The 23,378-nt window shown below is 63.9% G+C and carries 25 protein-coding genes; 15 read left to right on the top strand and 10 right to left on the bottom strand.

Translation table 11 applies throughout. From position 1 onward, the window contains the following. The first annotated feature begins 48 nt into the window (after positions 1-48). Both ABFY71_RS08415 and ybaK read left to right on the top strand, forming a co-directional pair. Positions 49-246, top strand: coding sequence for a hypothetical protein (locus tag ABFY71_RS08415; protein WP_347945562.1), 198 nt, complete (start codon positions 49-51; stop codon positions 244-246). 51 nt (positions 247-297) lie between these two features. After that, complete coding sequence (ybaK, locus tag ABFY71_RS08420; protein ID WP_305578034.1) at positions 298-771, top strand: Cys-tRNA(Pro) deacylase; 474 nt, start codon at positions 298-300, stop codon at positions 769-771. Positions 772-843: 72 nt separating this feature from the next. Here the strand turns inward: ybaK and ABFY71_RS08425 are convergent, their stop codons facing one another. From ABFY71_RS08425 to ABFY71_RS08440, 4 genes are all read right to left on the bottom strand, one after another. Then, complete coding sequence (locus tag ABFY71_RS08425; protein WP_305578032.1) at positions 844-990, bottom strand: DUF1127 domain-containing protein; 147 nt, start codon at positions 988-990, stop codon at positions 844-846. 251 nt (positions 991-1,241) lie between these two features. Beyond that, positions 1,242-1,370: a cytochrome bd-I oxidase subunit CydX gene (gene cydX / locus ABFY71_RS08430; RefSeq protein WP_305578030.1), complete on the bottom strand. Its 129-nt coding sequence runs from the start codon at positions 1,368-1,370 to the stop codon at positions 1,242-1,244. A gap of 10 nt (positions 1,371-1,380) precedes the next feature. Then, entirely contained in the window at positions 1,381-2,529 is a 1,149-nt protein-coding gene (gene cydB, locus ABFY71_RS08435; RefSeq protein WP_347945563.1) for a cytochrome d ubiquinol oxidase subunit II, read from the bottom strand. Then, positions 2,526-4,133 carry a cytochrome ubiquinol oxidase subunit I gene (locus ABFY71_RS08440; protein WP_347945565.1) on the bottom strand — a complete coding sequence of 536 codons (1,608 nt, stop codon included), beginning with the start codon at positions 4,131-4,133 and terminating at the stop codon, positions 2,526-2,528. Before ABFY71_RS08440 ends, cydB begins: the two co-directional genes overlap by 4 nt. Positions 4,134-4,260: 127 nt before the next feature. Between ABFY71_RS08440 and cydD the strand changes: the two genes are divergently transcribed. From cydD to ABFY71_RS08465, 5 genes are all read left to right on the top strand, one after another. After that, complete coding sequence (cydD, locus tag ABFY71_RS08445) at positions 4,261-6,045, top strand: thiol reductant ABC exporter subunit CydD (protein WP_347945566.1); 1,785 nt, start codon at positions 4,261-4,263, stop codon at positions 6,043-6,045. Continuing rightward, entirely contained in the window at positions 6,042-7,724 is a 1,683-nt protein-coding gene (gene cydC / locus ABFY71_RS08450; protein ID WP_347945567.1) for a thiol reductant ABC exporter subunit CydC, read from the top strand. Before cydD ends, cydC begins: the two co-directional genes overlap by 4 nt. A gap of 69 nt (positions 7,725-7,793) precedes the next feature. Continuing rightward, on the top strand, positions 7,794-10,046 hold the full coding sequence (locus ABFY71_RS08455) for a heavy metal translocating P-type ATPase (protein ID WP_347945568.1): 2,253 nt from the start codon (positions 7,794-7,796) through the stop codon (positions 10,044-10,046). Next, positions 10,043-10,453, top strand: coding sequence for a Cu(I)-responsive transcriptional regulator (gene cueR / locus ABFY71_RS08460; RefSeq protein WP_305578017.1), 411 nt, complete (start codon positions 10,043-10,045; stop codon positions 10,451-10,453). Before ABFY71_RS08455 ends, cueR begins: the two co-directional genes overlap by 4 nt. 1 nt (position 10,454) lies before the next feature. Beyond that, on the top strand, positions 10,455-10,655 hold the full coding sequence (locus ABFY71_RS08465) for a heavy-metal-associated domain-containing protein (protein ID WP_305578015.1): 201 nt from the start codon (positions 10,455-10,457) through the stop codon (positions 10,653-10,655). A 206-nt stretch (positions 10,656-10,861) separates the two neighbouring features. Here ABFY71_RS08465 and ABFY71_RS08470 read toward each other — a convergent pair whose 3' ends face one another. The 3 genes from ABFY71_RS08470 to ABFY71_RS08480 form a co-directional block, all read right to left on the bottom strand. Beyond that, entirely contained in the window at positions 10,862-11,809 is a 948-nt protein-coding gene (locus ABFY71_RS08470; RefSeq protein WP_305578012.1) for a substrate-binding domain-containing protein, read from the bottom strand. Positions 11,810-11,875: 66 nt separating this feature from the next. Then, on the bottom strand, positions 11,876-12,895 hold the full coding sequence (locus tag ABFY71_RS08475) for an ABC transporter permease (RefSeq protein WP_305578009.1): 1,020 nt from the start codon (positions 12,893-12,895) through the stop codon (positions 11,876-11,878). Then, positions 12,876-14,417: a sugar ABC transporter ATP-binding protein gene (locus ABFY71_RS08480; protein ID WP_431021518.1), complete on the bottom strand. Its 1,542-nt coding sequence runs from the start codon at positions 14,415-14,417 to the stop codon at positions 12,876-12,878. Before ABFY71_RS08480 ends, ABFY71_RS08475 begins: the two co-directional genes overlap by 20 nt. A 196-nt stretch (positions 14,418-14,613) precedes the next feature. On the opposite strand from ABFY71_RS08480, the gene ABFY71_RS08485 reads away from it, so the two are divergent. Continuing rightward, positions 14,614-15,639, top strand: coding sequence for a LacI family DNA-binding transcriptional regulator (locus ABFY71_RS08485; protein ID WP_305580257.1), 1,026 nt, complete (start codon positions 14,614-14,616; stop codon positions 15,637-15,639). Positions 15,640-15,641: 2 nt separating this feature from the next. Here ABFY71_RS08485 and copM read toward each other — a convergent pair whose 3' ends face one another. Together copM and ABFY71_RS08495 are read right to left on the bottom strand one after the other, a co-directional pair. Beyond that, the gene (gene copM / locus ABFY71_RS08490; protein WP_347945570.1) at positions 15,642-15,992 is read right to left on the bottom strand and encodes a CopM family metallochaperone; all 351 of its coding nucleotides are present in this window, start codon (positions 15,990-15,992) and stop codon (positions 15,642-15,644) included. 148 nt (positions 15,993-16,140) lie between these two features. After that, positions 16,141-16,479, bottom strand: coding sequence for an ArsR/SmtB family transcription factor (locus tag ABFY71_RS08495; protein WP_347945572.1), 339 nt, complete (start codon positions 16,477-16,479; stop codon positions 16,141-16,143). 92 nt (positions 16,480-16,571) lie between these two features. Between ABFY71_RS08495 and cobF the strand changes: the two genes are divergently transcribed. From cobF to cobM, 7 genes are all read left to right on the top strand, one after another. Beyond that, on the top strand, positions 16,572-17,327 hold the full coding sequence (gene cobF, locus ABFY71_RS08500; protein ID WP_347945573.1) for a precorrin-6A synthase (deacetylating): 756 nt from the start codon (positions 16,572-16,574) through the stop codon (positions 17,325-17,327). 25 nt (positions 17,328-17,352) lie between these two features. Next, positions 17,353-18,525, top strand: a complete 1,173-nt coding sequence (gene cobG, locus ABFY71_RS08505; protein WP_347945574.1) for a precorrin-3B synthase — start codon at positions 17,353-17,355, stop codon at positions 18,523-18,525. Next, the gene (locus ABFY71_RS08510; RefSeq protein ID WP_347945575.1) at positions 18,522-19,154 is read left to right on the top strand and encodes a precorrin-8X methylmutase; all 633 of its coding nucleotides are present in this window, start codon (positions 18,522-18,524) and stop codon (positions 19,152-19,154) included. The genes cobG and ABFY71_RS08510 overlap by 4 nt, the downstream gene beginning before the upstream one ends. After that, positions 19,151-19,891, top strand: a complete 741-nt coding sequence (locus ABFY71_RS08515; RefSeq protein ID WP_347945576.1) for a precorrin-2 C(20)-methyltransferase — start codon at positions 19,151-19,153, stop codon at positions 19,889-19,891. The genes ABFY71_RS08510 and ABFY71_RS08515 overlap by 4 nt, the downstream gene beginning before the upstream one ends. Then, positions 19,888-20,643 (top strand): precorrin-3B C(17)-methyltransferase, encoded by a 756-nt coding sequence (locus ABFY71_RS08520; RefSeq protein WP_347945577.1) that lies wholly within the window; start codon positions 19,888-19,890, stop codon positions 20,641-20,643. Before ABFY71_RS08515 ends, ABFY71_RS08520 begins: the two co-directional genes overlap by 4 nt. A gap of 166 nt (positions 20,644-20,809) precedes the next feature. Next, a complete protein-coding gene (gene cbiE, locus ABFY71_RS08525; RefSeq protein ID WP_347945578.1) occupies positions 20,810-22,021 on the top strand; it encodes a precorrin-6y C5,15-methyltransferase (decarboxylating) subunit CbiE in 1,212 nt (403 codons plus the stop codon). Further along, complete coding sequence (gene cobM / locus ABFY71_RS08530) at positions 22,018-22,785, top strand: precorrin-4 C(11)-methyltransferase (RefSeq protein ID WP_347945579.1); 768 nt, start codon at positions 22,018-22,020, stop codon at positions 22,783-22,785. The genes cbiE and cobM overlap by 4 nt, the downstream gene beginning before the upstream one ends. 13 nt (positions 22,786-22,798) lie before the next feature. Here the strand turns inward: cobM and phnN are convergent, their stop codons facing one another. Further along, positions 22,799-23,350, bottom strand: a complete 552-nt coding sequence (gene phnN / locus ABFY71_RS08535) for a phosphonate metabolism protein/1,5-bisphosphokinase (PRPP-forming) PhnN (protein WP_347945580.1) — start codon at positions 23,348-23,350, stop codon at positions 22,799-22,801. Between the last annotated feature and the right edge of the window lie 28 nt (positions 23,351-23,378).

Below are 23,378 nucleotides of genomic sequence, written 5' to 3' on the forward strand. Positions count from 1 at the left end.
ATGACCATACAGCCAACAGGAGGCATCCGCATAAGGATGTTCATGGCCATGATCACATTGTCAAAGCCAGTCCACAGGCACCGTTCGCATCTGCTTGCCACCCTCTCGGCCCGGCTGGGCCAGTTGGGTCGGCATGTCGCGGCACGGCGCCGCCGCCAGGCCACCATCGACCTGATCCATGCTTCACCCCATCTGCTGGCCGATATCGGCGCGACGGAAAACCATGTGAGCGAGCGCCGCCCCTAGGACGTAACGGGCCTCTTGCGCTGAGGCGCGTGGCTTTACTAGAACTAGCCCATGTCCAAAACCACGCCCGCCACGCTTGCGCTCACCAAAGCCGGTATCAGCTTTGCCACCGCCACTTATGACTACGACCCTGACGCCGACCGTGTCGGGTTGCAGGCGGCCGAGGCCATGGGCGTGTCGCCGTCCATCGTGCTCAAGACGCTGATGGCCGAGGTGGACGGCAAGCCCGTCTGTGTCGTGGTGCCCTCGGATGAAGAAGTGAACATGAAAAAGCTCGCCGCCGCCTTTGGCGGCAAGTCAGCGCATATGATGAAGCCGGCGGATGCCGAGCGGCTGACCGGCTACAAGGTGGGGGGGATCAGCCCGTTCGGGCAGAAAAAGCTGGTGCCCACGGTGGTCGAGGAATTGGCGACGCTGGAAGACGAGGTCTTCCTCAATGGCGGGCAGCGTGGCCTGCAGTTGCGCATGACGCCCGACGATCTGGTTCGGGCACTGGGCGGCAGGGCCGCTGACCTCATTCGCTAAAACAGAATCCCGGACAGACAAAAGGCGCCCGATCGGACGCCTTCATCTCAAGTCTAAATTCGGCAGGCTCGATTAACGAGCGTAGTTGCCGCGAGCGATGTTCTTGATGTCGCCCTTGGTGATGCCCAGATCGGTGAGCTGGCGGTTGTCGAGAGCGTTGAGCTCGCGGACGGTGCGCTGATACTGAGCAAACTGAGCGATTTTCTGGCGGATGTTCATTTTCGGTTCCCCTTCGTTTCGATGACCAATATCTATAGTTAGCCGGTCGTGATTAGAAGATGGTCTTTGTGCACATCCGTTATGCACTGCGTGCACGATCAATAGGCAATTGCGTCATCCAGCTTGCGTCGACGCGCGGCCCCTGCGCTGGCAACTCCCCGTCAAACACCTGATATACAACAAAAAACGGGCACCGCTGCTGCGGCGCCCGTTGCAAGACTTTGGTAACCAGTATTTGGCCGGCTATGCGCTCACCGCTTACGTGGGGCGGCTTTCTGCTCAACCACCTGCCGGTCGTCGCGCATTTCAAACCACATGGCGTTGAGAATGGCGAAGCTGCAGGCCAGTCCCACACCGAGAATCCAAGAGAAATACCACATGTCAGGCCTCCTAATAGGCGTTGGGGTTCTTTTCGAGCGACTGCGTCGTCACCGTGCCGCGCATGACCCGGAACACCCAGGCGGTGTAGGCCACAACGAGGGGGAGAAATATCAGCGTGGCCAGCAGCATGATGAACAGGGTCAGATGGCTCGATGAAGCATCCCACAGGGTCAGGCTGGAGTCCGGCACCACCGAGGATGGCAACAGGAACGGGAACAGCGAGAGGCCGGCCGTGGCGATAATGCCGAAGATGGCCAGGCTCGAGGCCAGCAGGGTTGGCAGGCGGAGCCGCGCCTGCAGGCCCAGGACGCCCCCGACCAGGCCGAGGAAACCCAATACCGGCGCGATGATCATCCAGGGATAGAGAGCGTAATTGCTCACCCAGCCGCCGGGCACCAGTTCGACAGTCTTGCCGAGCGGGTTGATGGCGCCATTGGTATCAACGACGCTGGTGATGACATAGCCATCCATGCCGAAGGCCACCCAGAGACCGCCCAGTGCGAACAGGACGATGGTAGCCAGGCCGGCCCAGGTGCCATAGGTGCGGGCGCGATCCGCCAGGATACCGGAGGTGCGACCCGCAATGACGGCAGCGCCCTGCAGCACAATCATGCCCAGACTCACCAGACCACTCAGCAGGGCGAAGGGCATCAACAGCTGGAAGAAATTGCCGGAATAGAAGGTGCGCAAGGTATCATCGAGATAGAACGGCGCGCCCAGCAGGACGTTGCCCACGGCCACCCCGAAGATCAGCGAAGGGACAAAACCGCCGATAAACAGCGCCCAATCCCAGGTTGAGCGCCAACGCGGGTCGGTCACCTTGCCGCGGAACTTGAAGCCGACCGGGCGCAGGATCAGCGCCAGCAGGATCACGATCATCGCCAGATAGAAACCCGAGAAGCTGACGGCATAGAGCGGTGGGAAGGCCGCGAAGATGGCGCCACCGCCCAGCACCAGCCAGACCTGATTGCCTTCCCAGGTCGGGCCGACAACGTTGATCAGAACGCGCCGTTCGGCATCGGTGCGGGCGACAAAGGGCAGCAGAGCCCCTACCCCAAGGTCACGGCCACCCATGACGGCAAAGCCGATCAGCAAAATGCCCAGCAGTGCCCACCAGATGAGGCGCAGTGTTTCGTAGTCGAGCGGAATTGAGCTCATGATCTCACATCCTTCATGGCTGGCGTTGCGGGCTGGGGAGCGACGACAAAGTCGGCGTCCTCGTGCTCATCAGTCGCGGCGAACAAATGGTCCTTCGGTCCGGCCTTGATGGTCTTGACCATCAACATGACCATGATGACCAGCAGCGCGGTGTAGAGCGCCACAAAGAAGGTCAGTGAGATCACCAGGTCCCAGAACTGCAGGCCGGAAGCGGCGTAGAAGGTAGGCAGAACGCCTTCCACCACCCAGGGCTGTCGGCCGTACTCAGCAATGATCCAGCCAAGTTCGATCGCCACCCAGGGCAGTGGCAGCGTGGCCACGGCGATCCACAACATCGGCCGATTGGTGTCGAGCCAGCCACGCGAAGCGCGATAGAACCAGACGCCGAAATAGGCGATGAAGAAGAAGCCGATGCCCACCATCAGGCGGAAGCTCCAGAACAGCGGCCACACATCTGGCACGGTATCGAGTGCGGCCATGGCGATTTCCTCGCCGGTGGCGTTCTCGACATCCTCGCGATACTTTTTGAGCAGCAGGGCATAGCCCAGATCGGCCCAGCTCTCATCAAACACTGCGCGGGCCGCCGTATTGCCGGCGTCGGCACGGATTTCCTGCAGCGCCTTGTAGGCGACCAACCCAGACTGAATGCGGGTGGCAGCGCGTTCGGTCAACTCGGTAATGCCGGGCAGGTCCCGATCAAGCGAACGGGTGGTGATGAGGCCAAGAACCCAGGGCAACTGCACCTGGAACGCCGGTTCTCCGGGGACGTCGCTGGGAATGGCGAACAGCGTCAGCGCGGCGGGCGCTGGCTCGGTGTGATACATCGCTTCCATGGCAGCGATCTTCATCTGCTGATGTTCGGTCGCGACGTAGCCGCTCTCGTCACCGAGGACGACAACAGACAGTGCCGATGCCAGACCGAAGCTGGCGGCCACGACCATGGAGCGCTTGGCCAGTTCGATATGCCTGCCCTGGAGCAGGAACAGCGCGGAAATGGAGAAGATGAACACGGCACCCAGCAGGTAGCCGGCGCTGACCGTGTGCACGAATTTGGCCTGCGCCACCGGATTGAAGATCACGGCGACGAAGTCGGTGACTTCCATACGCATGGTGTCAGGGTTGAATTTGGAGCCCACTGGATTTTGCATCCAGCCATTGGCGACAAGGATCCACAGCGCCGACAGATTGGCGCCCAGCGCCACCAGCCAGGTCACCGCCAGGTGGCCCACCTTGCTCAACCGGTCCCAACCAAAGAAGAAGAGGCCGATAAACGTGGCTTCAAGGAAAAACGCCATCAATCCTTCAATGGCCAGTGGCGCGCCGAACACGTCACCCACATAGTGGCTGTAATAGCTCCAGTTCATGCCGAACTGGAATTCCATGACGACGCCAGTGGCAACGCCCATGGCGAAGTTGACGCCAAACAGCGTGCCCCAGAACAGGGTCGCCTTGCGCCAGATGTCGCGTCCGGTCATGACATAGGTGCTCTCCATGATAGCCATCATGAATGAGAGGCCCAGTGTCAGGGGCACGAAGATAAAGTGATACATGGCGGTGGCGGCAAATTGCCACCGCGACAGTTCGACGACGGTCATGTCGATCATGGTGTCTGATGCCTCCAGACTGGTTGGCTCACCGACTCGCGGTCCCCAGGGACTATCGTGCGAAGTCTATCGGCGGCGCATTGACCCAGATCAATGTGCCAGGGAATGCAGGAATTAGAGTGTGCCCATGTCCAATAGTTCTGCCCGCCGGGCCGCGCCCGCCCCACCTCCTCCGGTGCAGTCTGCAAAAGACACGGAGCGCGAGAACGCCAGGACATTGTCGGGCCTGCGCCGCCTCGGCGGTCCATGGCTGTGGTTGGCTATGGGTGCGCCACTGCTGGGGGGAATCCTGCTGGTCGTTCAGGCGTGGACGCTGGCCGCCATTGTGGGCGAGGTCATTCAACAAGGCGCTGATATCAACGCACTGACGCCAGCCATCGTTATCGTCCTGATCCTGCTGCTGGCCCGCGCCGCACTGGCCGCCATTGGCGATCGGGCGGGAACGGCAGCCTCTGAAGCGATCAAGTCGAGCGTACGCCAAATGCTGTTCGCCCAGTTGCTGGCGCGCTCGCCACGTGCTGCCCGGCAGCCACCTTCAGGTGCTGCCTCGTCGGCCATCATCGACCAGGTCGAGGCCCTGGACGGGTTTTTTGCCCGCTATATGCCGGCCATGGTGCAGGCGGGATTTCTGCCGCTGGCGTTTGGCGCCTTCATTCTGCCGCTCGATTGGTTGGCGGGCCTGCTGTTTCTGGTCACCGCGCCGCTCATCCCGGTGTTCATGGCGCTGGTGGGCTGGGGTGCGCAGCATGCCAGCGACCGGCAGGCCCGCGCGCTGTCGCTGCTCAATGGCCGCTTCGCCGACCGGTTGCGCGGCCTGACCACGCTCAAACTGTTTGGGCAGGCGGAGGCCGAGATCGCCGGTATCGTGGCGGCGAGCGACGAGCTTCGCCACCGGACGCTGCGCGTATTGCGGATCGCCTTTCTATCCTCGGCCGTGCTGGAGTTCTTTGCAGCGCTCGGGGTGGCCGGCATTGCGCTCTATGTCGGTTTGACCTTCATTGACTTCCTGCATTTGCGCAGCACACCGCTGACGCTGGAACTGGGCCTGTTCCTGCTTCTGATGGCCCCTGAAGTCTACAATCCCCTGCGCCTGCTGGCCGCCCATTATCATGACCGCGCGGCGGCCAAGGCGGCCATTGGCGAGATCGAAACCCAGCTTGGCCACATGCCCACCGATCTTGTTTCACTCGCCCCTGCTGCCCCCTCGGGAAACGCCGGCGCGCTCGGACTAACCCTGAGCAATTTCACCCTGCGCACGCCCGACCACGCCAGGATTATCCTGAACAATGCCAGTCTCAACATCGCTGCGGGCGACACTGTCGCCATTGTCGGCCAAAGCGGCATCGGCAAATCGAGCCTGCTCGAAACCATCGTCCGTCTGCGCACCCATGAGGGTCAGATTATCCTGGGAGAGCAGGCGCTGGCCGACTGGCCCGAAGCCGATCTGCGCCAGAGGGTGGCCATGCTGGGCCAGAAACCGCGAGTCTTCGCCGGCAGCATAGCCGACAATATCGCACTGGCGTGTCCCGATGCGTCTGCGGCCGATATCCGCAGTGCTGCCGAGCGCGCCCAGGTTACCGCCTTTGCCGATAGCCTGCCCGAGGGACTGGACACGGTGCTGGGCGAGGGCGGGCTGGGTCTGTCGGGTGGTCAGGCGCAGCGCATCGCGCTGGCCCGGATTTTTCTGCGCGATCCCGGCATGATCCTGCTTGATGAGCCAACGGCCCATCTCGATGCCGCCCTCGAACAGGTGGTGCTCGATGCCCTGCTGGCTTTCGCCCGTGGCCGCACCCTGATCATTGCCACCCATTCGCTGGCCGTGGCGGCGCGCATGGGTCACGCCTATCGCATCGCTGGCGAGAGCCTGTTGGCGACCCCGGTCCGCGCCAGCTCATCACGGAGCGTGGCATGAACGCGCTCCTCGCCTTCCGCAGTCTGTTTGCGCGTCAGGCCAAGGGCCTGCTGATCGCCTTGCTGCTATCGCTGGTTACCCTGACGGCCGGCGTTGCCCTGTTGGGCACCTCGGGCTGGTTCATCACCGCCACGGCGCTGACCACAGCAGGACTGGCATTCAACCTGTTTGTTCCCTCTTCCCTGGTGCGCGGTTTTTCCTTCATCCGTATTCTGGCGCGCTATGGCGAAAGGCTGAGCGGGCATGACGCGACCTTGCGGCTGCTTACCGATATTCGGGGATGGCTGTTCAAGCGGCTGTTTCCGCGCCTGCCGCTCAATGATCGCAGTTTGCGCCACGGCGATCTCGTCAGCCGGCTAACGGCCGATGTCGATGCGCTCGACACTGCCTTTCTGGTGGCCATCGGCCCGATCGCGGCCGCTGCGGTTATCGGCATTGCGCTCACCACGATACTGGCCTGGTTGTTGCCCGCAGCCGCTCTGGTCTATGGCGTGAGCTTCGGCATGGCGGTGCTGCTGGTGCCTGCCGGTCTGGTGCTGGCCAGCCGGCGTGTCGGCACCGACATTGTTACCCGGGCCGCCGCCGCCCGTGCGGCCGTGCTCGACGGCATTGAGGGCCATGCCGACCTGACGCTGTTTGGCGCATTGGGCAGGACGCAGAGTGGTTTCCAGGCGCTGGCCGAGCGATTGGCCCGGGCACGGGGGCGCCTCGCCACCCTCGCCGCCTTTGCCGCCTTTGGCGTACAGGCCCTGGCGGCCCTGGCCTTGACCGGTTCCCTGTGGCTGGGCCTGCGGGCCTATGCCAATGGGCAGATCGATGGTCCGGTGCTGGTCGGGCTGCTGCTGGCCATTCTGGGCAGCTTTGAGGCGAGCAGCGTCATTGTGCGCAGCGTCGCCAAACTGACCACCGCCATGGCCGCAGCCGAACGCCTCAACGCCATCGCCAATGCGCCTATCAGCATTGCCGACCCGATCAATCCCGTCGACCTGCCGGCCGGCCTGCCTATTGCCATTACCGACCTCAGCTTCGCCTATGATGGCGGCGCGCCGGTGTTGCGCAACCTCACTCTGGCCATTGCACCGGGCGAGCACATTGCCATTATCGGCGAGAGCGGCATCGGCAAGTCCAGCCTGCTCAATCTGCTGCTGCGATTGGTGGAACCGCAATCGGGTCAGATCACGCTGGGCGGGGTGGCCCTGTCGGCGCTGGAGCAAGCCGATATCCACGCCAGCATGGCCCTGCTCAGCCAGGATAGCCCGCTGTTCAATGACACTATCCGCGCCAATTTGCTGATCGCCCAGCCAGCGGCAAGCGATGAGGCGTTGTGGGACGCGCTGGATGCCGCCGGCATTGGTGAGTTCGTGCGCGCCCTGCTCCGCGGCCTCGATACCCTGGTCGGGGAAAGCGGCCGCACCGTCTCGGCCGGCCAGGGACGACGGCTGTGCCTGGCGCGGGTGCTGTTGAGCCGGGCGCCCATTGTGCTGCTGGATGAGCCGACCACAGGCCTCGACCGGCCCGCGGAGCTGGCCTTCTTTGACACGATGCGCAGCGCGGCGGTGGGCCGGACGGTGATATTGGTGACCCATGCCGCCTTTCCGCAGGGCACGGTTGACCGGGTTCTGAGCATGCGGGACGGCCGGCTGCACGCGATCGACACCCCAATAGCGCTGGAAAACTAACGCCTCGTCCAAGGCCCTTGACCTTACCATGATGGGAAGGTCTATATGGGTTGGGACGAGGTGATTGACATGAACGAACACGTCCACAACAAACCTATCAGCATCGATATTGACGGCATGACCTGCGCCTCCTGTGTGGCGCGGGTGGAGAAGGCGCTCAACAAGGTTCCCGGTGTCGAAAGCGCCAGCGTGAACTTTGCCACCGAGCGCGCCAGTGTGCGGATGGCCGAAACGGGCCAGGTCGCCGACCTGCTCGCTGCCGTTGAAAAGGCCGGCTATACCGGCCATGAAACGCCACAGGCCGGCGAGCATTCCGGCCACCAGCATCACGACGAAGACGCGGCCATCCTGCGGCGCGACGTCATTATCGCCGCCATTCCCACCCTGCCGTTGTTCGTGCTGGAAATGGGCGGGCATCTCTATATGCCCTTCCACATGTGGCTAACCAATCTGGTGCCCACACCGACTTTGCACATCTTCTACTTCGTGCTGGCCAGCTTCGTGCTGTTCGTACCGGGCTGGCGCTTCTTCAAGGTGGGTATTCCTGCCCTGCTGCGGGGCGCGCCCGAAATGAACTCGCTGGTCGCGCTGGGGTCGGGCGCTGCCTATCTCTACTCGGTCGTGGCAACTTTTGCGCCACAGGTGCTGCCGAGCCAGGCGCAATATGTCTATTACGAAGCGGCGGCCGTCATCATCACCCTGATCCTGGTGGGACGCTGGCTTGAGGCCATTGCCAAGGGGCGCACCGGCAACGCCATTCAGCGGCTGGTGCGCGAGCAGGCCAAGACCGCGCGGGTGCAGCGTGATGGCCAGATCAGCGAGATCGCCATCGAGCAGGTGCAGGTCGGCGACATCATTCTGGTGCGGCCGGGCGAGAAGGTGGCGGTGGATGGCGAGATTGTCGACGGCGCCAGCCATATCAATGAATCGATGATTTCGGGCGAACCCCTGCCGGTCTCCAAGACCGTCGGCGCCGAGGTGATTGGCGGCACGCTCAATACCTCGGGCAGCTTCAGCTTCCGGGCCACCAAGGTGGGCGGCGACACCATGCTGGCGCAGATCATCCGCATGGTCGAGGAAGCCCAGGGCGGCAAGCTGCCCATTCAGGGCGTGGTTGACCAGATCACCGCCTGGTTCGTGCCGGCGGTGATTGTGATGGCCATCCTGACCTTCGCGGTCTGGGCTGTCTGGGGCCCCTCGCCCGGCTATGTGTTCGGACTGGTCAATGCCGTGGCCGTGCTGATCATCGCCTGCCCCTGTGCCATGGGGCTGGCAACGCCAACCTCGATCATGGTCGGCACCGGGCGGGCTGCCGAAATGGGCGTGTTGTTCCGCAAGAGCGAAGCGCTGCAGCGGTTGCGCGACGTGGCCGTGGTGGCGCTCGACAAGACCGGCACCCTGACCGAAGGCAAGCCGGCACTGACCGACATCATCCTTGATGACGATTTCGAGCATGACGAGGTGCTGGCGCTGGTCGCGGCCGTCGAGGCCAAATCCGAGCATCCGATTGCGGCGGCCATTGTCGCCGCTGCGGAAAAGGCCGGGCTGACGCTGGGCACTGTCACCGATTTCGCCGCCGATGCCGGCAATGGCGTCAGTGCCCGGGTTGATGGCCGGCTGGTGTCCATCGGCTCACAGCGCCATCTGGGTCACCTGGATTTTTCCGACTTCACGGCCGCCATCGAAGAGTTTGCCGACCAGGGCAAGACGCCGGTATTTGCCGCCATTGACGACAAGCTCGCTGCCGCCATTGTGGTGGCCGACACCATCAAACCCACCAGCAGAGCGGTGATCGATGCGCTGCATGGGCTGGGCCTGAAAGTGGCGATGATCTCGGGTGACAATCGCCGCACGGCTGAAGCCATTGCCCGGCAATTGGGCATTGATGAGGTGCGGGCCGAGGTGCTGCCGGCCGACAAGGTCGACACCATCAAGGCGCTGCGCCAGTTCGGCACCGTGGCCTTTGTCGGCGACGGGATCAATGACGCGCCGGCGCTGGCCGAGGCCGATATCGGCATTGCCGTGGGCACGGGCACCGACGCCGCCATTGAAAGCGCCGATGTGGTGCTGCTGGGCGGCGACCTCAAAGGCGTGCTCGATGCCCTGGTGATCAGCCGGGCGACGATGAAGAACATATGGGAGAACCTGTTCTGGGCCTTTGGCTACAATGTGCTGCTCATTCCCGTGGCTGCCGGCGTGCTCTACCCGGCCTTCGGAATCCTGCTGTCGCCCATGCTGGGCGCGGGGGCCATGGCGATGTCGTCGATCCTGGTGGTCAGCAATGCGCAGCGCCTGCGCGGGGTGAAGGCGGTGACGCTATGAATATCGGGGAAGCCTCCAGTGCCACCGGCGTTTCGGCCAAGATGATCCGCTATTACGAGACCATTGGCCTCATTCGTCCGCCGCAACGCACCGACAGCAATTATCGGGTCTATGGCGCCGACGAGGTGCATGTCCTCCGCTTCATCAAGCGGGCCCGCACGCTGGGCTTTTCGGTGGATGAAACCGCAATGCTGCTCAGCCTGTGGCAGGACAAATCCCGCGCCAGCGGCGAGGTCAAGGACGTTGCGGTCAGCCACATTGCGGCGCTCGAAACCAAGATCGACGAGCTGCAATCCATGGTCAAGACCCTCAAGCATCTGGCCCATTGCTGCAGCGGCAATGATCGCCCCGACTGCCCGATCCTGGACGATCTGGCGGGCGAACAACCCCTTTCGAAAGGACACTGACATGACTGACAAGACGATTTTCGCCGTCAACGACATGACCTGCGGCCACTGTGTCGGCACCGTGCGCAAGGCGCTGGAAGAGGCGCTGCCGGGGGCTGACATCGCCATTGATCTCGAAACGCACAAGGTCGAGTTCACCGGGGATCGGAAGACGGGCGAGCAGGCGATCCGCGAGGCGGGATATACGCCAGAGGCGGCTTAACGATTTCCCAGTCGACACCCTCCCCCTTGCGGGGAGGGATCAAGTGAGGGGGGCGGCTGACCCAGATATTCGGGCTCTCGCACCCCCACCCATCCTCGCCCGTAAAGGGGAGGTGCTGCTCCGAGTTTGGGAAAGACATCGCTTCCGTCAAAAAAACAGAGGGCGCCATGGGCGCCCTCTGCATGTCCGTTCTGGAGTTTGGGAGGTCAGAACGGGCTGTCCGGGAAGTAGAACTGCTCGGCGTTTTCCTGGGTGATCAGCGGCGAGCCGAGAATGTAGCTGCCGGTGACCGGACCGTTGGAGACGAAGTGATTCACCGTCACGTCCATGGCGGTGGCGATCTGGGCGGGCGGATACAGCACGTCCACCGGCACCAGTGGATCGCCATCCATCACGCCCTTGACGATTTCCTTCATCCCCGCGCCGCCGACCACGAACATCTCGCTCTCGCGGCCTGCCTGCTTGATGGCTTCGACCACGCCGAGGGTGATGTCATCATCCTGGGCCCAGACGCCGTCAATGTCGGGGAAGCGGCTGAGGAAGTCCTGCATCACTTCGAAGCCGTCATCACGGTTCCAGTTGGCGAACTTGTTGTCGAGCACATTGATGCCCGAGCCCTCGATCTTGCCCATGAAGGCGTCGAAGCGTTCGGTGTCGAGCACGGTGGGGATACCGCGCAGGATGACGATATTGTCGCCATCGCCAAGGCGGGTCATCATGTATTCGGCCGAGACTTCACCCATTTCGGTGTTGTTGCCCGAGACATAGACGTCCTGGATGGACGGGTCGGTCAGGCCACGGTCGACCACGGTGATGAAGGCACCGGTTTCGGCAACGGCCCGGACGGGCTCGGTCAGCGGCTCGGATTCAAACGGCAGCACCACGAGGGCGTCGATCTGATGCACCGAGACCAGATCTTCGAGATCGCTGGCCTGATCGGCCGGGCCGTCGGCGGTCACGATGATGATGTCGATATTGGGATTGGCGGCTTCGAGGCGCTTTTCGGCTTCAGCAGCGTGCCAGTTCAGGCCACCCATGAAGCCGTGCGTGGCGGCCGGAATGGAGACGCCGATCTTGATCTGATCCTGTGCGAACGCCGCGCCGGCCAGTGCGCTGGTGGCCAACAGGCCCAGTGCGATTGACTTCAAAGACATAGCTTAGTTCTCCCTGTGTTCTGGCGCGCTGATGGCGCCGGTTCTCCCGCCCGTTTCGGGCTCGGATTATTCGGCCTTCTTGCGTGCAGTGCGGAGCGAGCCGCGCTGCAGATAGACTGCCGCCACGATGATCACGCCCTGCACTGCCCCGTTGAGGTAGTTGGAGATGATCTCGGTGAGATTGAGAATATTGCCGATCGCGGTCAGGATCAGCGCACCGATCACCGTGCCGCCGACCCGGCCAAAGCCGCCCTTGAGCATGGTGCCACCGATGATCACTGCGGCAATGGCTTCGAGCTCCCACAGCACGCCGGTGGCCGACGAGGCCGAACCCAGGCGCGGCACATAGATGATGGTGGCCAGAGAGACGCAGAGGCCCTGCAGGATATAGGTGGCGGTCTTGACCCGATCGACCTTGATCGCCGAATAGCGCGCCACGTGCTCATTGGAGCCGATGGCCATGCAGTGGCGGCCAAAGGCAGTGCGGTTCATCAGCACCCAGCCAATGATGGCCACGAAGATGAAGACCCAGACCGGAATGGGGATGCGCAGGAAGCTGTCATAATAGACCGGGCGGTAGATATCACGCGCGCCGGTGGCCAGCGACAGCGTACCACCATCGGCGAAATAGGTGACCAGCGAGCGATAGATGCCCATGGTGCCCAGCGTCACGATGAAGGCCTCGATCTTGGCCTTGGTGGTCAGAAAGCCATTGATGTAGCCGGCACCAATCCCCAGGATCAGCGAACAGCCAATGCCCAGCAGCACGGTCCAGATCGAGGCGCCCAGCATATCCACGGCGGTGTTCATGACGATGATCATGACCCCGGCAATGAAGGCAGCCATGGAGCCCACCGACAGATCGATGCCGCCGGCGGTGATGACGAAAGTGCCCCCCACCGCGATGATGCCGATAAAGGCCGAGCGGGTCAGGATATTGGTGATATTGCCTTCGTTGAGAAAGGCTGGATTGAGGCTGTAGCCCAGGATCACCAGCAGGATCAGCGCCAGCAGCGGCCCCAATGTCTTGAGGTCGATCTTAAAGCTTCTGCCTGGCTTTGCCGCCTCATGCGCTGATGCGCTCATCGTCCCCATCCTGCTTGATGCCTGCGGCGTACCGCATGATTTCTGCTTCGGTAATTTCGGCGCCCTCGAGCGTGCCGGCCAGGCGCCCCTCACGCATCACCAGCACGCGATGGCTGAGGCCGATCACCTCCTGCATCTCCGAGGAGATCAGGATGATCGATTTGCCCTCGGCTGCCAGCGCCGCGATGATGTGGTAGATTTGTTGCTTGGTGCCCACATCAATGCCGCGCGTCGGCTCATCCATGATGATGATCTCGGGCTCGGCCTCCATGGTCTTGCCCAGCATCAGCTTTTGCTGATTGCCGCCCGACAGTTGGCCGACCTTGACCGATGCGTCGCGGGCCCGAATGTCGAAGCGGCGCACGGCACGCTCCAGCGCCCTGGCTTCGCTCTTGCCATCGAGAAAGCCATGCTTGAGATGCTTGCTGAGCGTCAGCAGTGTCAGATTGGGTTCGAGGCCGACATTGAGCAGCAGGCCACGACCCTTGCGGTCCTTGGTCATATAGGCGAGGCCCGCCGCGACCGACTGCGCCACTTCGGTGAAGTTCTGCGGCGTACCGTTGACCGTAATGGCGCCCTGCTCGCGCGGGTTGAGCCCGACGACGGCTTCGGCGACCGCAGTGCGGCCCGAACCGATCAGCCCGGCAAAGCCGAGAATTTCGCCGCGCCGCAGCTCAAACGAGAAATTCTTGACGCCCGGCGCCACCAGATCGCGCACCGACAGCACGATTGGTGCGTCGACATCAGGTTCATGCTTGGGCGGATAGAGGTTGGAGAGTTCGCGGCCCACCATCATCTGGGCGATGGAGTCCGGGGTCAGCGCTTCGGTGCCGACAGTGGCGATCAACTGCCCATCGCGCAGCACGGTGACGCGCTGGGCCAGCGCCATGATCTCGTCGAGCTTGTGGGAGATGAAGATCACCGCGACGCCACGCGCCCGCAGGCGGCGGATCTGTTCGAACAGGGTCTCGGTTTCGCCCTGCGACAGCACGGCGGTGGGCTCATCCATGATCAGCACACGCGCATCGCGGCTGATCGCCTTGGCGATTTCCACCATCTGCTTGTCGGCCACCGAGAGCGTGTTGATCCGGGCATCCGGATCGACATGCACATGGAGGGTATCGAGGATGGCGACGGCCCGCTCGCGCATCTCAGCGAGGCGCAGAAAGCCGTTTCTGGTCAGTTCGCGACCCAGGAAAATCGAGTCGGCGACCGTCAGATGCTCGGCCAGCAGCAATTCTTGATGGATCACCACAATGCCCATGGCCTCGGCTTCGCCATTGGGGGGCAGCACCACGGTCTTGCCGTCATAGGAGATGGTGCCCGAGCTGGGCTGTTCGAGGCCGGACAGTACCTTGATCAGGGTGGACTTGCCGGCGCCGTTCTCGCCGATAATGGCGTGCACTTCGCCCGGCTTGATGTCGAAATCGATACTGAACAGAACGGGGACTTCGCCAAACGACTTGCTGATCCTGTGCGCCGACAAGATGGCAGGCACAACCGCGCCGTCAGCTATGGACATGATCAAACCCCTCCCGGAACGCGGCGGGGTTGACCCCCAACTCTTCATTCTCAACCCGACATGTAAAGGTTTTCATGATCGATGTAAAGGTTTACAGTCTCGACAAACGGCTTAAGCCGTAGGAGGGGTCTGGCGCTGTCCGTGCCATCTGCTACAGGCAGATCGGGTGGGCGCCAGGGGGCGGGCGAGGCACAGATTGCAGCACCGGAAACTGGCCACGATTGAAGACGTAGCGGCGATCGCCGGCGTATCCATCGCCACGGTGAGCCGCGCCATCAATGAGCCCACCAAAGTCGCCGACGAAACGCGCCGCCGCGTCGCTGAAGCCGTGGCTCGCACCGGCTACACCACCAATGCCATGGCGCGCTCGCTGCGCATGCGACGATCCAACATGATCCTGATTCTGGCGCCCGATGTGGGCGACCCGAACTTCTCCAATATTCTGGTGGGGCTGGAGACCGAGGCGAGCAAGCGCGGCTATGGCGTGCTGATCGGCAATACGCAGAATGACCCGGCCCGCGAGGCCGACTATCTGCGCTTCATCAATTCCAATCAGGCTGACGGGCTGATCCTGCTCACCGGGCACCTGCCCTATGGCATCGGTGCTGCCGGCAGCGCGATGCGCCTGCCGCCCATGGTGGCGGTCAATGAGCCGGTGTCCAATAGCGACGTGCCGTTTGTCGGCGTCGATAATTTCGAGGGTGCTCGGATTGCCGCAGAGCACCTGATTGCCCAGGGACATCGGCGCATCGCCTTTATCGGCCACTCCACCAGCAAGGCCGTCAACAAACTGCGCGAACAAGGCTACCGCGCCGCGCTGAGCGGGGCCGGGCTGGCCATCGATCCCCTGCTGATCCTTGATGGCGACGGCACCACCGAAAGCGGGCGCGCCGCCACCGAGCACATGTTTGTGCGCGACGTGCTGCCCACCGCCTTCCTCTGCGTCAACGACGCCACAGCGCTGGGGGTGATCATCTCGCTGACCGCCCGCAAATATGACCTGCCGCGCGATTTTTCGGTGATGGGCTTTGACGACATTTCCTTCGCCAGCTTCGTCACCCCCTCGCTGACCACCATGAAGCAGCCGCGTCACAGGATCGGCGAAGGCGCCATGGATCTGCTGCTGGCCCTGCTGGCAGGCGAAACGCCTGCCAACACCGAGGTGCTGTTGCGCAGCGAGTTGATCGTGCGCAATTCAGTGGGCGCGCCACGGCGGGCCTGACGCTATTTGCCGCGTTTGGCGAGCCAGTCCTGCATCCAGGCGATTTCCTGTTCCTGGGCGGCAATTACCGCCTCGGCCAGGGCCTTCACTTCGGGATCGCTGCCATGTTCGAGCACAATCCTGGCCATGTCCACCGCGCCTTGATGGTGCGGTATCATTGACTTGATGAAGTCGACATCAGCATCGCCGGAAAAGGCGATCGCCATCTCCTCGTGCATCTGCATATTGGCCGCCTCATAGGCAGCGGTGGCCGGGTTGTCCGACGGCGCCATGGCATGGGTGGTGTGTTCCTGCGCCAGAACCGGCAGGCTGAGACCAAGGGTGAGTGCTGCAGCAATCAGGAGGGATTTCATTGCAAATCCGTTTCGTTGAAAGATGCCGATTGTGGGGCATTCCCCTCTGGTAAGGTCAAGCGGGAACAGACTGGCGCGCAATATTGTGATTGTCTCGGTTGGAGGATCGCTGCCGGCACCGCGATCCGGTTCAACCAGGCGCCAGGCTTCAGGTCTTGTTGCGGGGTGGCGGCTGCAGCGCCTTGAGGTAATAGTCCAGCTGATCGAGATCCTGTTCCCAGAACTGGCGATAGTTTTCCAGCAGTGCCGCAACGTCACGCATCGGCGCGGCCTTCAGCTTGCAGGGCCGCCATTGTGCCTTCTTGCTGCGACTGACCAGCCCCGCGCCCTCTAGCACCTTGATGTGCCGGGACACGGCGGCCAGGGTGATGTCGAACGGCGCGGCCAGCTCGTTGACGCTGGCCTGACCCTGCGCGAGCCGCGCCAGAATGGCCCGGCGGGTGGGATCGGCCAGCGCAGAGAGTGTCGCGCTAAGGGGGTCCGACATGATCCATTCAACCCAATTGTATAATATAATGCATTTGAATAAATTGCGCGTGATCGCTTGTCAAGGACCCGCCCATCGGGCAAGAACCGAGCATGAAAACCATTCTCGTCGTGGGTATCGGGGCTGGCAATCCCGAGCACATCACCATTCAGGCCATCAATGCGCTCAACCGGGCCGATGTGCTGTTTATCCCCGACAAGGGGGCGAACAAGGCCGATCTGGCTGATCTGCGCCGTGAGATCATCGCCCGCTATGTGACCAATCCGGCCAGCCGCACGCTGGGATATGCCGTGCCCCAACGCGATGCGGCCAACCCGGATTATGGCGCTGGCGTTGACGACTGGCATGCAGCCCTCGCCCAGCGCTTTGCCGGCCTGCTGGCCGATGTTCCCGAGGATGGCAGCTGCGCCTTCCTCGTCTGGGGCGATCCGGGGCTCTACGACTCAACCATTCGCATCATCGAGCGCTTGCGCCAGGCTCATCCCGTCGCCGTGGAAATCGTCCCCGGCATCACCTCGGTACAGGCGCTGACGGCGGCGCACGGCATTGCCCTCAATCGCATTGGCGAGCCGATCCACATCACCACTGGACGCCGCCTGACGGCTGTCACGGACGACACCATCGTCATGCTTGACGGCCAGACCGCCTTCACCCAGGCTGACCCCGACCTGGAGATTTTCTGGGGCGCCTATCTGGGTACGCCGGACGAAATCATCATTGCCGGTCGCCTCGGGGATGTCGCCGAGCAGATCGTGGCAACGCGCCAGGCTGCCCGGCGCCAGCACGGCTGGATCATGGATACCTATCTGCTGCGCAAGCGGGAGGCGCGGGAGCCCCTTCATCCCTGACCGGCAATGGGATAAACCTCCTGCCATGTCCGTTGTCCCATCCATCGCCATTCCATCGCCGCGGCGTCGCGGCGCCTGCCCGACGCTTGAGGCGCCGATGCAGACCGGCGACGGCTTGTTGGCCCGGCTGCGGCTTGCCGATGGCCAATTGTCCCCGACGCAGCTTGGCGCCATCGCCAAACTGGCAGCCCTGCATGGCAATGGTCAGGTCGAAATCACGGCTCGCGGCAATCTGCAGGTGCGCGGGCTGACTACCGCCAGCACCGCGCCTTTTGCTGCAGCCGTGCGGGCTATCGCCACTATCGAGCAGGGACTGGTGGTGGAAACCCCGCCCCTGGCTGGCGACGACCCCACGGAACTGAGCGACCCGCGCGGTCTCGCCGCCGCCATCCGGGCTCTTGCCGCGCCGCTGGATGGCCGACTTGGCCCCAAGGTCACCGTGGTGGTGGATGGCATGGGGCAGATCACCCGCGCCGGGCTGAAGGCCGATATCGGGCTGACCGCAATCGCGCCCGGTCGCTGGACATTGACGATTGCCGGCCAGCCGCAGGCGGAGTTCGACGCAGCAGATGCACCTGCCGCTGCGCTGACCGTGCTGCACCAACTCGCCGAACGGGGGCTGGCCGCCCGGGCCACCGATTTGATCGAGGGCACAGCGCTGAGTGCGCAGACGAGCAGCGCCACCATTGGTCAGTTCAAGGTGACAAAGGGCAGTGCGACCGGCATCGCCCTGCCCTTTGGCGCCAGCGACAGTGCCGCGCTGATCGCGCTTGCCGCCCGCGCCAGCCAGATGGGCGTCACCGAATTGCGCATCGCCCCGCACCACGCTTTGCTGGCCATCAATGCTCCCGCCGAATTCGTCAGCGAAGCGACCGCGCTTGGTTTCATCACCGATCCGGCCGATCCGCTCACCCGGATCAGCGCCTGCATCGGCAGCGCCGGTTGTGCCTCCGGCCATATCCCGGCCCGCGCCATTGCTGAAAAGCTGGCAGCTTTTCTGCCGGCGGGCAGCGATCTGCACGTCTCGGGTTGCGCCAAGGGTTGTGCGCATCCGCGCCGCGCCGCATTGACGCTGGTGGGGCAGCCGGACGGTTACGGTCTTGTCATCAACGGCACAGCGGGCGATACGCCAGAGAGTGTTTTGCGCGCGGACCAGCTTGAGTCCGCCCTCGGCCCGTCCGGGCAAGGAAGACGATGACCCAATACGACTACATCAAGGATGGCGACGCCATTTACCGGCAGTCCTTCGCCATCATCCGGGCCGAAGCCGACCTGTCTGCGTTCAGCGCTGATGAGGCTGAACTGGCCATCCGCATGATTCACGCTGCCGGCGCGGTCGAGGCGGCACAGCATTTCGAGTTTGGTCCCGGTTTCGTTGCCGCTGCGCAGAACGCCCTCAAAAACGGCGCGCCGATATTCTGCGATGCTGAAATGGTCGCGCGCGGGGTTACCGCCGCCCGCCTGCCGGCCAATAACGACGTCATCTGCACACTGCGTGATCCAGCCACGCCAGCCCTGGCCGCGGCGATCGGCAATACCCGCTCCGCCGCCGCCCTGCGCCTCTGGCTGCCACGTCTGGATGGCGCCGTTGTCGCCATCGGCAATGCGCCCACGGCGCTATTCTATCTGCTCGAACTGCTGCGCGATGGCGCGCCCAGGCCGGCCGCGATCATCGGCATGCCCGTCGGCTTTGTCGGTGCGGCCGAATCCAAGGCCGCGCTAGCGGAAAATTCCTATGGTGTGCCCTATGCCATCGTGCGCGGGCGGCTCGGCGGCTCGGCCATGACGGCTGCGGCCCTCAACGCTTTGGCGAGGACAGGCATATGAGCGGCACACTGATTGGCGTCGGCACCGGGCCGGGCGATCCCGAACTGCTCACGCTCAAGGCGGTGCGGGCGATCCGGAATGCCGATGTGGTGGCCTATTTTGCCAAGCAGGGCAATGCCAGCAATGCCCGCGCCATTGTCGCCGATCTGATCACCGATCAGATCGAGGAACAGCTCGGCTACCCGGTCACCACCGAGATCGACCGCCGCCACGCCGACTACAAATCGGCCACCGGTGATTTCTACGCCGAGGCCGCTGCCCGCGTTGCCGCCCATCTTGATGCCGGGCGGAGCGTGGCCGTGCTCAGCGAGGGCGACCCGCTGTTTTATGGCAGCTATATGCACATCCATGTGCGACTGGCGCATCGTTACCCCACGGAGGTCGTCGCGGGCATAACCGCCATGTCAGGCTGCTGGTCACAGGCCGGACTGCCGCTGGTGCAGGGAGACGACATTCTGGCCGTGCTGCCGGGCACGCTGGAGGAGGTCGATCTGGCCAGACGCCTGGATAACACCGATGGCGCGGTGATCATGAAGGTGGGCCGCAACCTGGCCAAGATCCGCCGCGCCATTGCAGCTTCCGGCCGGCTCGACAGCGCCATCTATGTCGAGCGCGGCACCATGGCCAATGGCGCCTCGATGCGGCTGGCCGACAAGCCCGACGATATTGCCCCCTATTTCGCCATCATCCTGCTGCCGGGCTGGAGCACGCGACCGCTTGCGGCAGGTGCGGCATGACCGGCAAGCTCACTGTCGTCGGCACGGGTCCGGGCAGTCCCGACCAAGCCACGCCCGAGGCCCTGGCTGCCATTGCCGCCAGCCACGTGTTTTTCGGCTATGGCCCCTATCTCGACCGGCTGACGCTGCGCGACGACCAGCGCCGCGTTGCCTCGGACAATCGCGAAGAACTGGCCCGCGCCAAGGACGCCTTGATGACCGCCGCCAGTGGTGAGCGGGTCTGCGTCGTCTCGGGTGGCGATCCCGGGGTATTCGCCATGGCGGCGGCGGTTTGCGAAGCCATTGAAGCGGGCCCGCCCGCCTGGCGCGCGCTGGAGCTGTCCATCGTGCCCGGCGTTACGGCCATGCTGGCGGTCGCGGCCCGGGTCGGTGCACCGCTGGGCCATGATTTCTGCGCCATTTCGCTGTCGGACAATCTCAAGCCCTGGACGGTGATCGAAGCCCGCCTGCGCGCCGTAGCCGGCGCCGGGCTGGTGATTGCGCTCTACAATCCCATCTCAAAGGCGCGCCCGTGGCAATTGGGCAGTGCCTTTTCGATTCTGCGCGAAGTGCTGCCCTGGAGCACGCCGGTGATCTTTGGCCGGGCCGCCGGACGCCCCGATGAGGCGATCAGTGTCGTGACGCTGGCCGACGCTGATCCGGCCAAGGCCGATATGGCCACCTGCGTGATCATCGGCTCGCCCGAGACCCGGATCATCGAGCGCCCCGGGCAGTCCCCGCTGGTCTATTCACCGCGTGGGGTGCAGAAGTGAGCATCAACTGTAGCCTGGTGCGTGTGGCCCCACCCCACCCTCATTCCCTCCCCATCGAGGGGAGGGAGGCGCAGGCTGCGATGCCGGCGTTCATCGTCTCCCTCCCCCTTGTGGGGAGGGATCAAGGGTGGGGGTGCTGCGCCATCCATCGCACCGGGGTTCAGCCATGACCACCGCATGGCTGTCAGTGGTCGGCATTGGCGAGGACGGGCTCGATGGCCTCGGCGACGCCGCCAGGGCCGCCATTGCCGAGGCCGAGATTGTGTTTGGTGGCAATCGCCATCTCGACCTCGCCGCTCCGATCATCAGCGGTACCAGCCGGACCTGGCTCTCCCCCTTCTCGGAATCCATCGCAGCCGTGCTGGCCGAAAAGGGGCGCAGGATCTGCGTGCTGGCCTCCGGCGATCCATTTCATTTCGGGGTTGGCGCCACGCTGGCCCGCCATATCGACGCCAGTCAGATGGTCGTCTATCCGCATCCTTCAGCCTTCGGCCTCGCCGCTGCGCGCCTGGGCTGGCCGCTGCAGGATGTTCTTGCCCTTTCGCTGCATGGCCGGCCGCTCGACCTGATCCGGCCGCATCTGCATGCGGGCGCGCGCATTCTGGCACTGACTTCGGACGAACACGGACCGACGCTGCTGGCAGCCCTGCTCACCCAGGCCGGGTTTGGGATTTCTGTTGTCACCGTGCTCGAAGCGCTGGGCGGTCCCGATGAGAAGGTCCGCAGCCAGGTGGCGATGAGCTTTGCCCTGGACGGGGTCAACCCGCTCAATGTCTGCGCCATCAGCGTGGTGGCCCTGCCCGAGGCGCGCGTGCTGCCACTGACGCCGGGGCTGGCCGACGACCTGTTCGAGCATGATGGGCAGATCACCAAGCGCGACGTGCGGGCACTGACGCTCTCGGCCCTGGCGCCGCGGCGTGGCGAGACGCTGTGGGATGTTGGGGCTGGGTCCGGCTCGGTGGCCATTGAGTGGATGCTGGCCGATCCCGGCCTGCGCGCAGTCGCCATCGAGGCCGACCCCGAGCGCGCCGCCCGCATCTCGCGCAATGCGACCCTGTTCGGTGTGCCTGACCTCAAGATCACCATCGGCACCGCACCAGAGGCGCTGGAGGGTCTTGAGCCGCCCCATGCCATTTTCATCGGTGGCGGCGGTTCCGATCCCGGCGTGCTCGATGCCGCCATTGTCGCGTTGCGCCCCGGCGGGCGATTGGTAGCCAATGCGGTAACGCTGGAGCTCGAAGCGCTGCTGCTGGCCCACCACGCCAGGCTGGGCGGCAGCCTGACCCGTATCGAGATTGCCCGGGCCGACGCTATCGGCAGCATGACCGGCTGGCGTCCAGCCATGCCGATTACCCAATGGGTCTGGAGCAAGACATGATCGTGCATTTCATCGGCGCCGGTCCCGGTGCAGCCGATCTGATCACCGTGCGCGGGCGCGACCTGCTCGCCGCCTGCCCGGTATGTCTCTATGCCGGCTCCATCGTGCCGCGGGAAATGCTGGCCTGGTGCGGACCGGACACGCGCCTGATCGATACCGCGCCACTATCGCTCGACGAGATCGAGGCCGAATATGTGCGGGCCCACGCGGCCAATGAGGATGTGGCGCGGCTGCATTCGGGCGATCTGTCGATGTGGAGTGCGGTGGCCGAGCAGATGCGGCGGCTCGACCAGCTTGGCATCCCCTATTCGCTGACGCCGGGCGTGCCGGCCTTTGCTGCGGCGGCAGCGACGCTGGGGCGCGAGCTGACCATTCCGGCCGAAGCCCAAAGCCTGGTGCTGACCCGCATTTCCGGGCGAGCGTCCGCCATGCCAGCGGGTGAAACCCTCAGCGCCTTTGGCGCCACCGGGGCAACCCTGGCGATCCACCTGGCCATTCATGCACTGGACCGGGTGGTGGCCGAACTGACGCCGCATTATGGCGCAGATTGCCCCGTCGCCATCGTCTTTCACGCCTCCTGGCCCGATGAAAAAATCATCCGGGGCACGCTGACCGATATTGCCGCCAGCTTTGCCGCCGACCCGGTGGAGCGGACGGCGATCATTTTTGTCGGCCGGACCCTGGCCGCCGAGGACTTCCGCGAGAGTTCGCTCTACGATCCCGAGTACCAGCGCCGCTTTCGCGGCCGTGATGGGCTGGATTGATCCGTTCTGCGGCTCAGGCGCGGGAAATATCGTTCAGGAGTTGCACGAACTGCAGGCCGGCCTGTTCCAGATCGCCGGAATTGTCGATCCGCACCGTATTGGCCGGCAGGTGATCGCTGACCTGCCGGTCAAGGCGCCGCTGGATGGAGCCGGCGGTTTCGCGGCCACGGCCAGCCAGCCGGCGTTCGATCACCTTGGGATCAGCCGAAACCGCCACAACCACCGTGCCGGGATAGCGCTCAAGCAGGGTCGGAATCATCGCTCGCGACAGATTGGCTACCACCACCCGGCCGGCGCGCAGATCGTCTTCCAGCGCAATCGGCAGGCCATAGCGCAGCCCGTGGGCCTCCCAGGTCAGGGCAAAGGCACCAGCGCGCTCGGCCGCGGCAAAGCCGGCCAGATCGAGACTATCGTGGTCTTCGCTGCCGCCATCAGCCTGGCGCGTCACCACGCGGCGCACCACGCGCAGCCAGTCCGCCTCGGCAAGCCGTGCGCTGGCAAAGCCGATCAGACTGTCCTTGCCGACCCCACTGGGTCCGACAACGGCAACAAAGCTCCCCTTCATCTGATGCGGCGACCTTTCCGGTAGATCG

Source organism: Devosia alba (genome assembly GCF_039938915.1).
Taxonomy (GTDB): Bacteria; Pseudomonadota; Alphaproteobacteria; order Rhizobiales; family Devosiaceae; genus Devosia; species Devosia alba.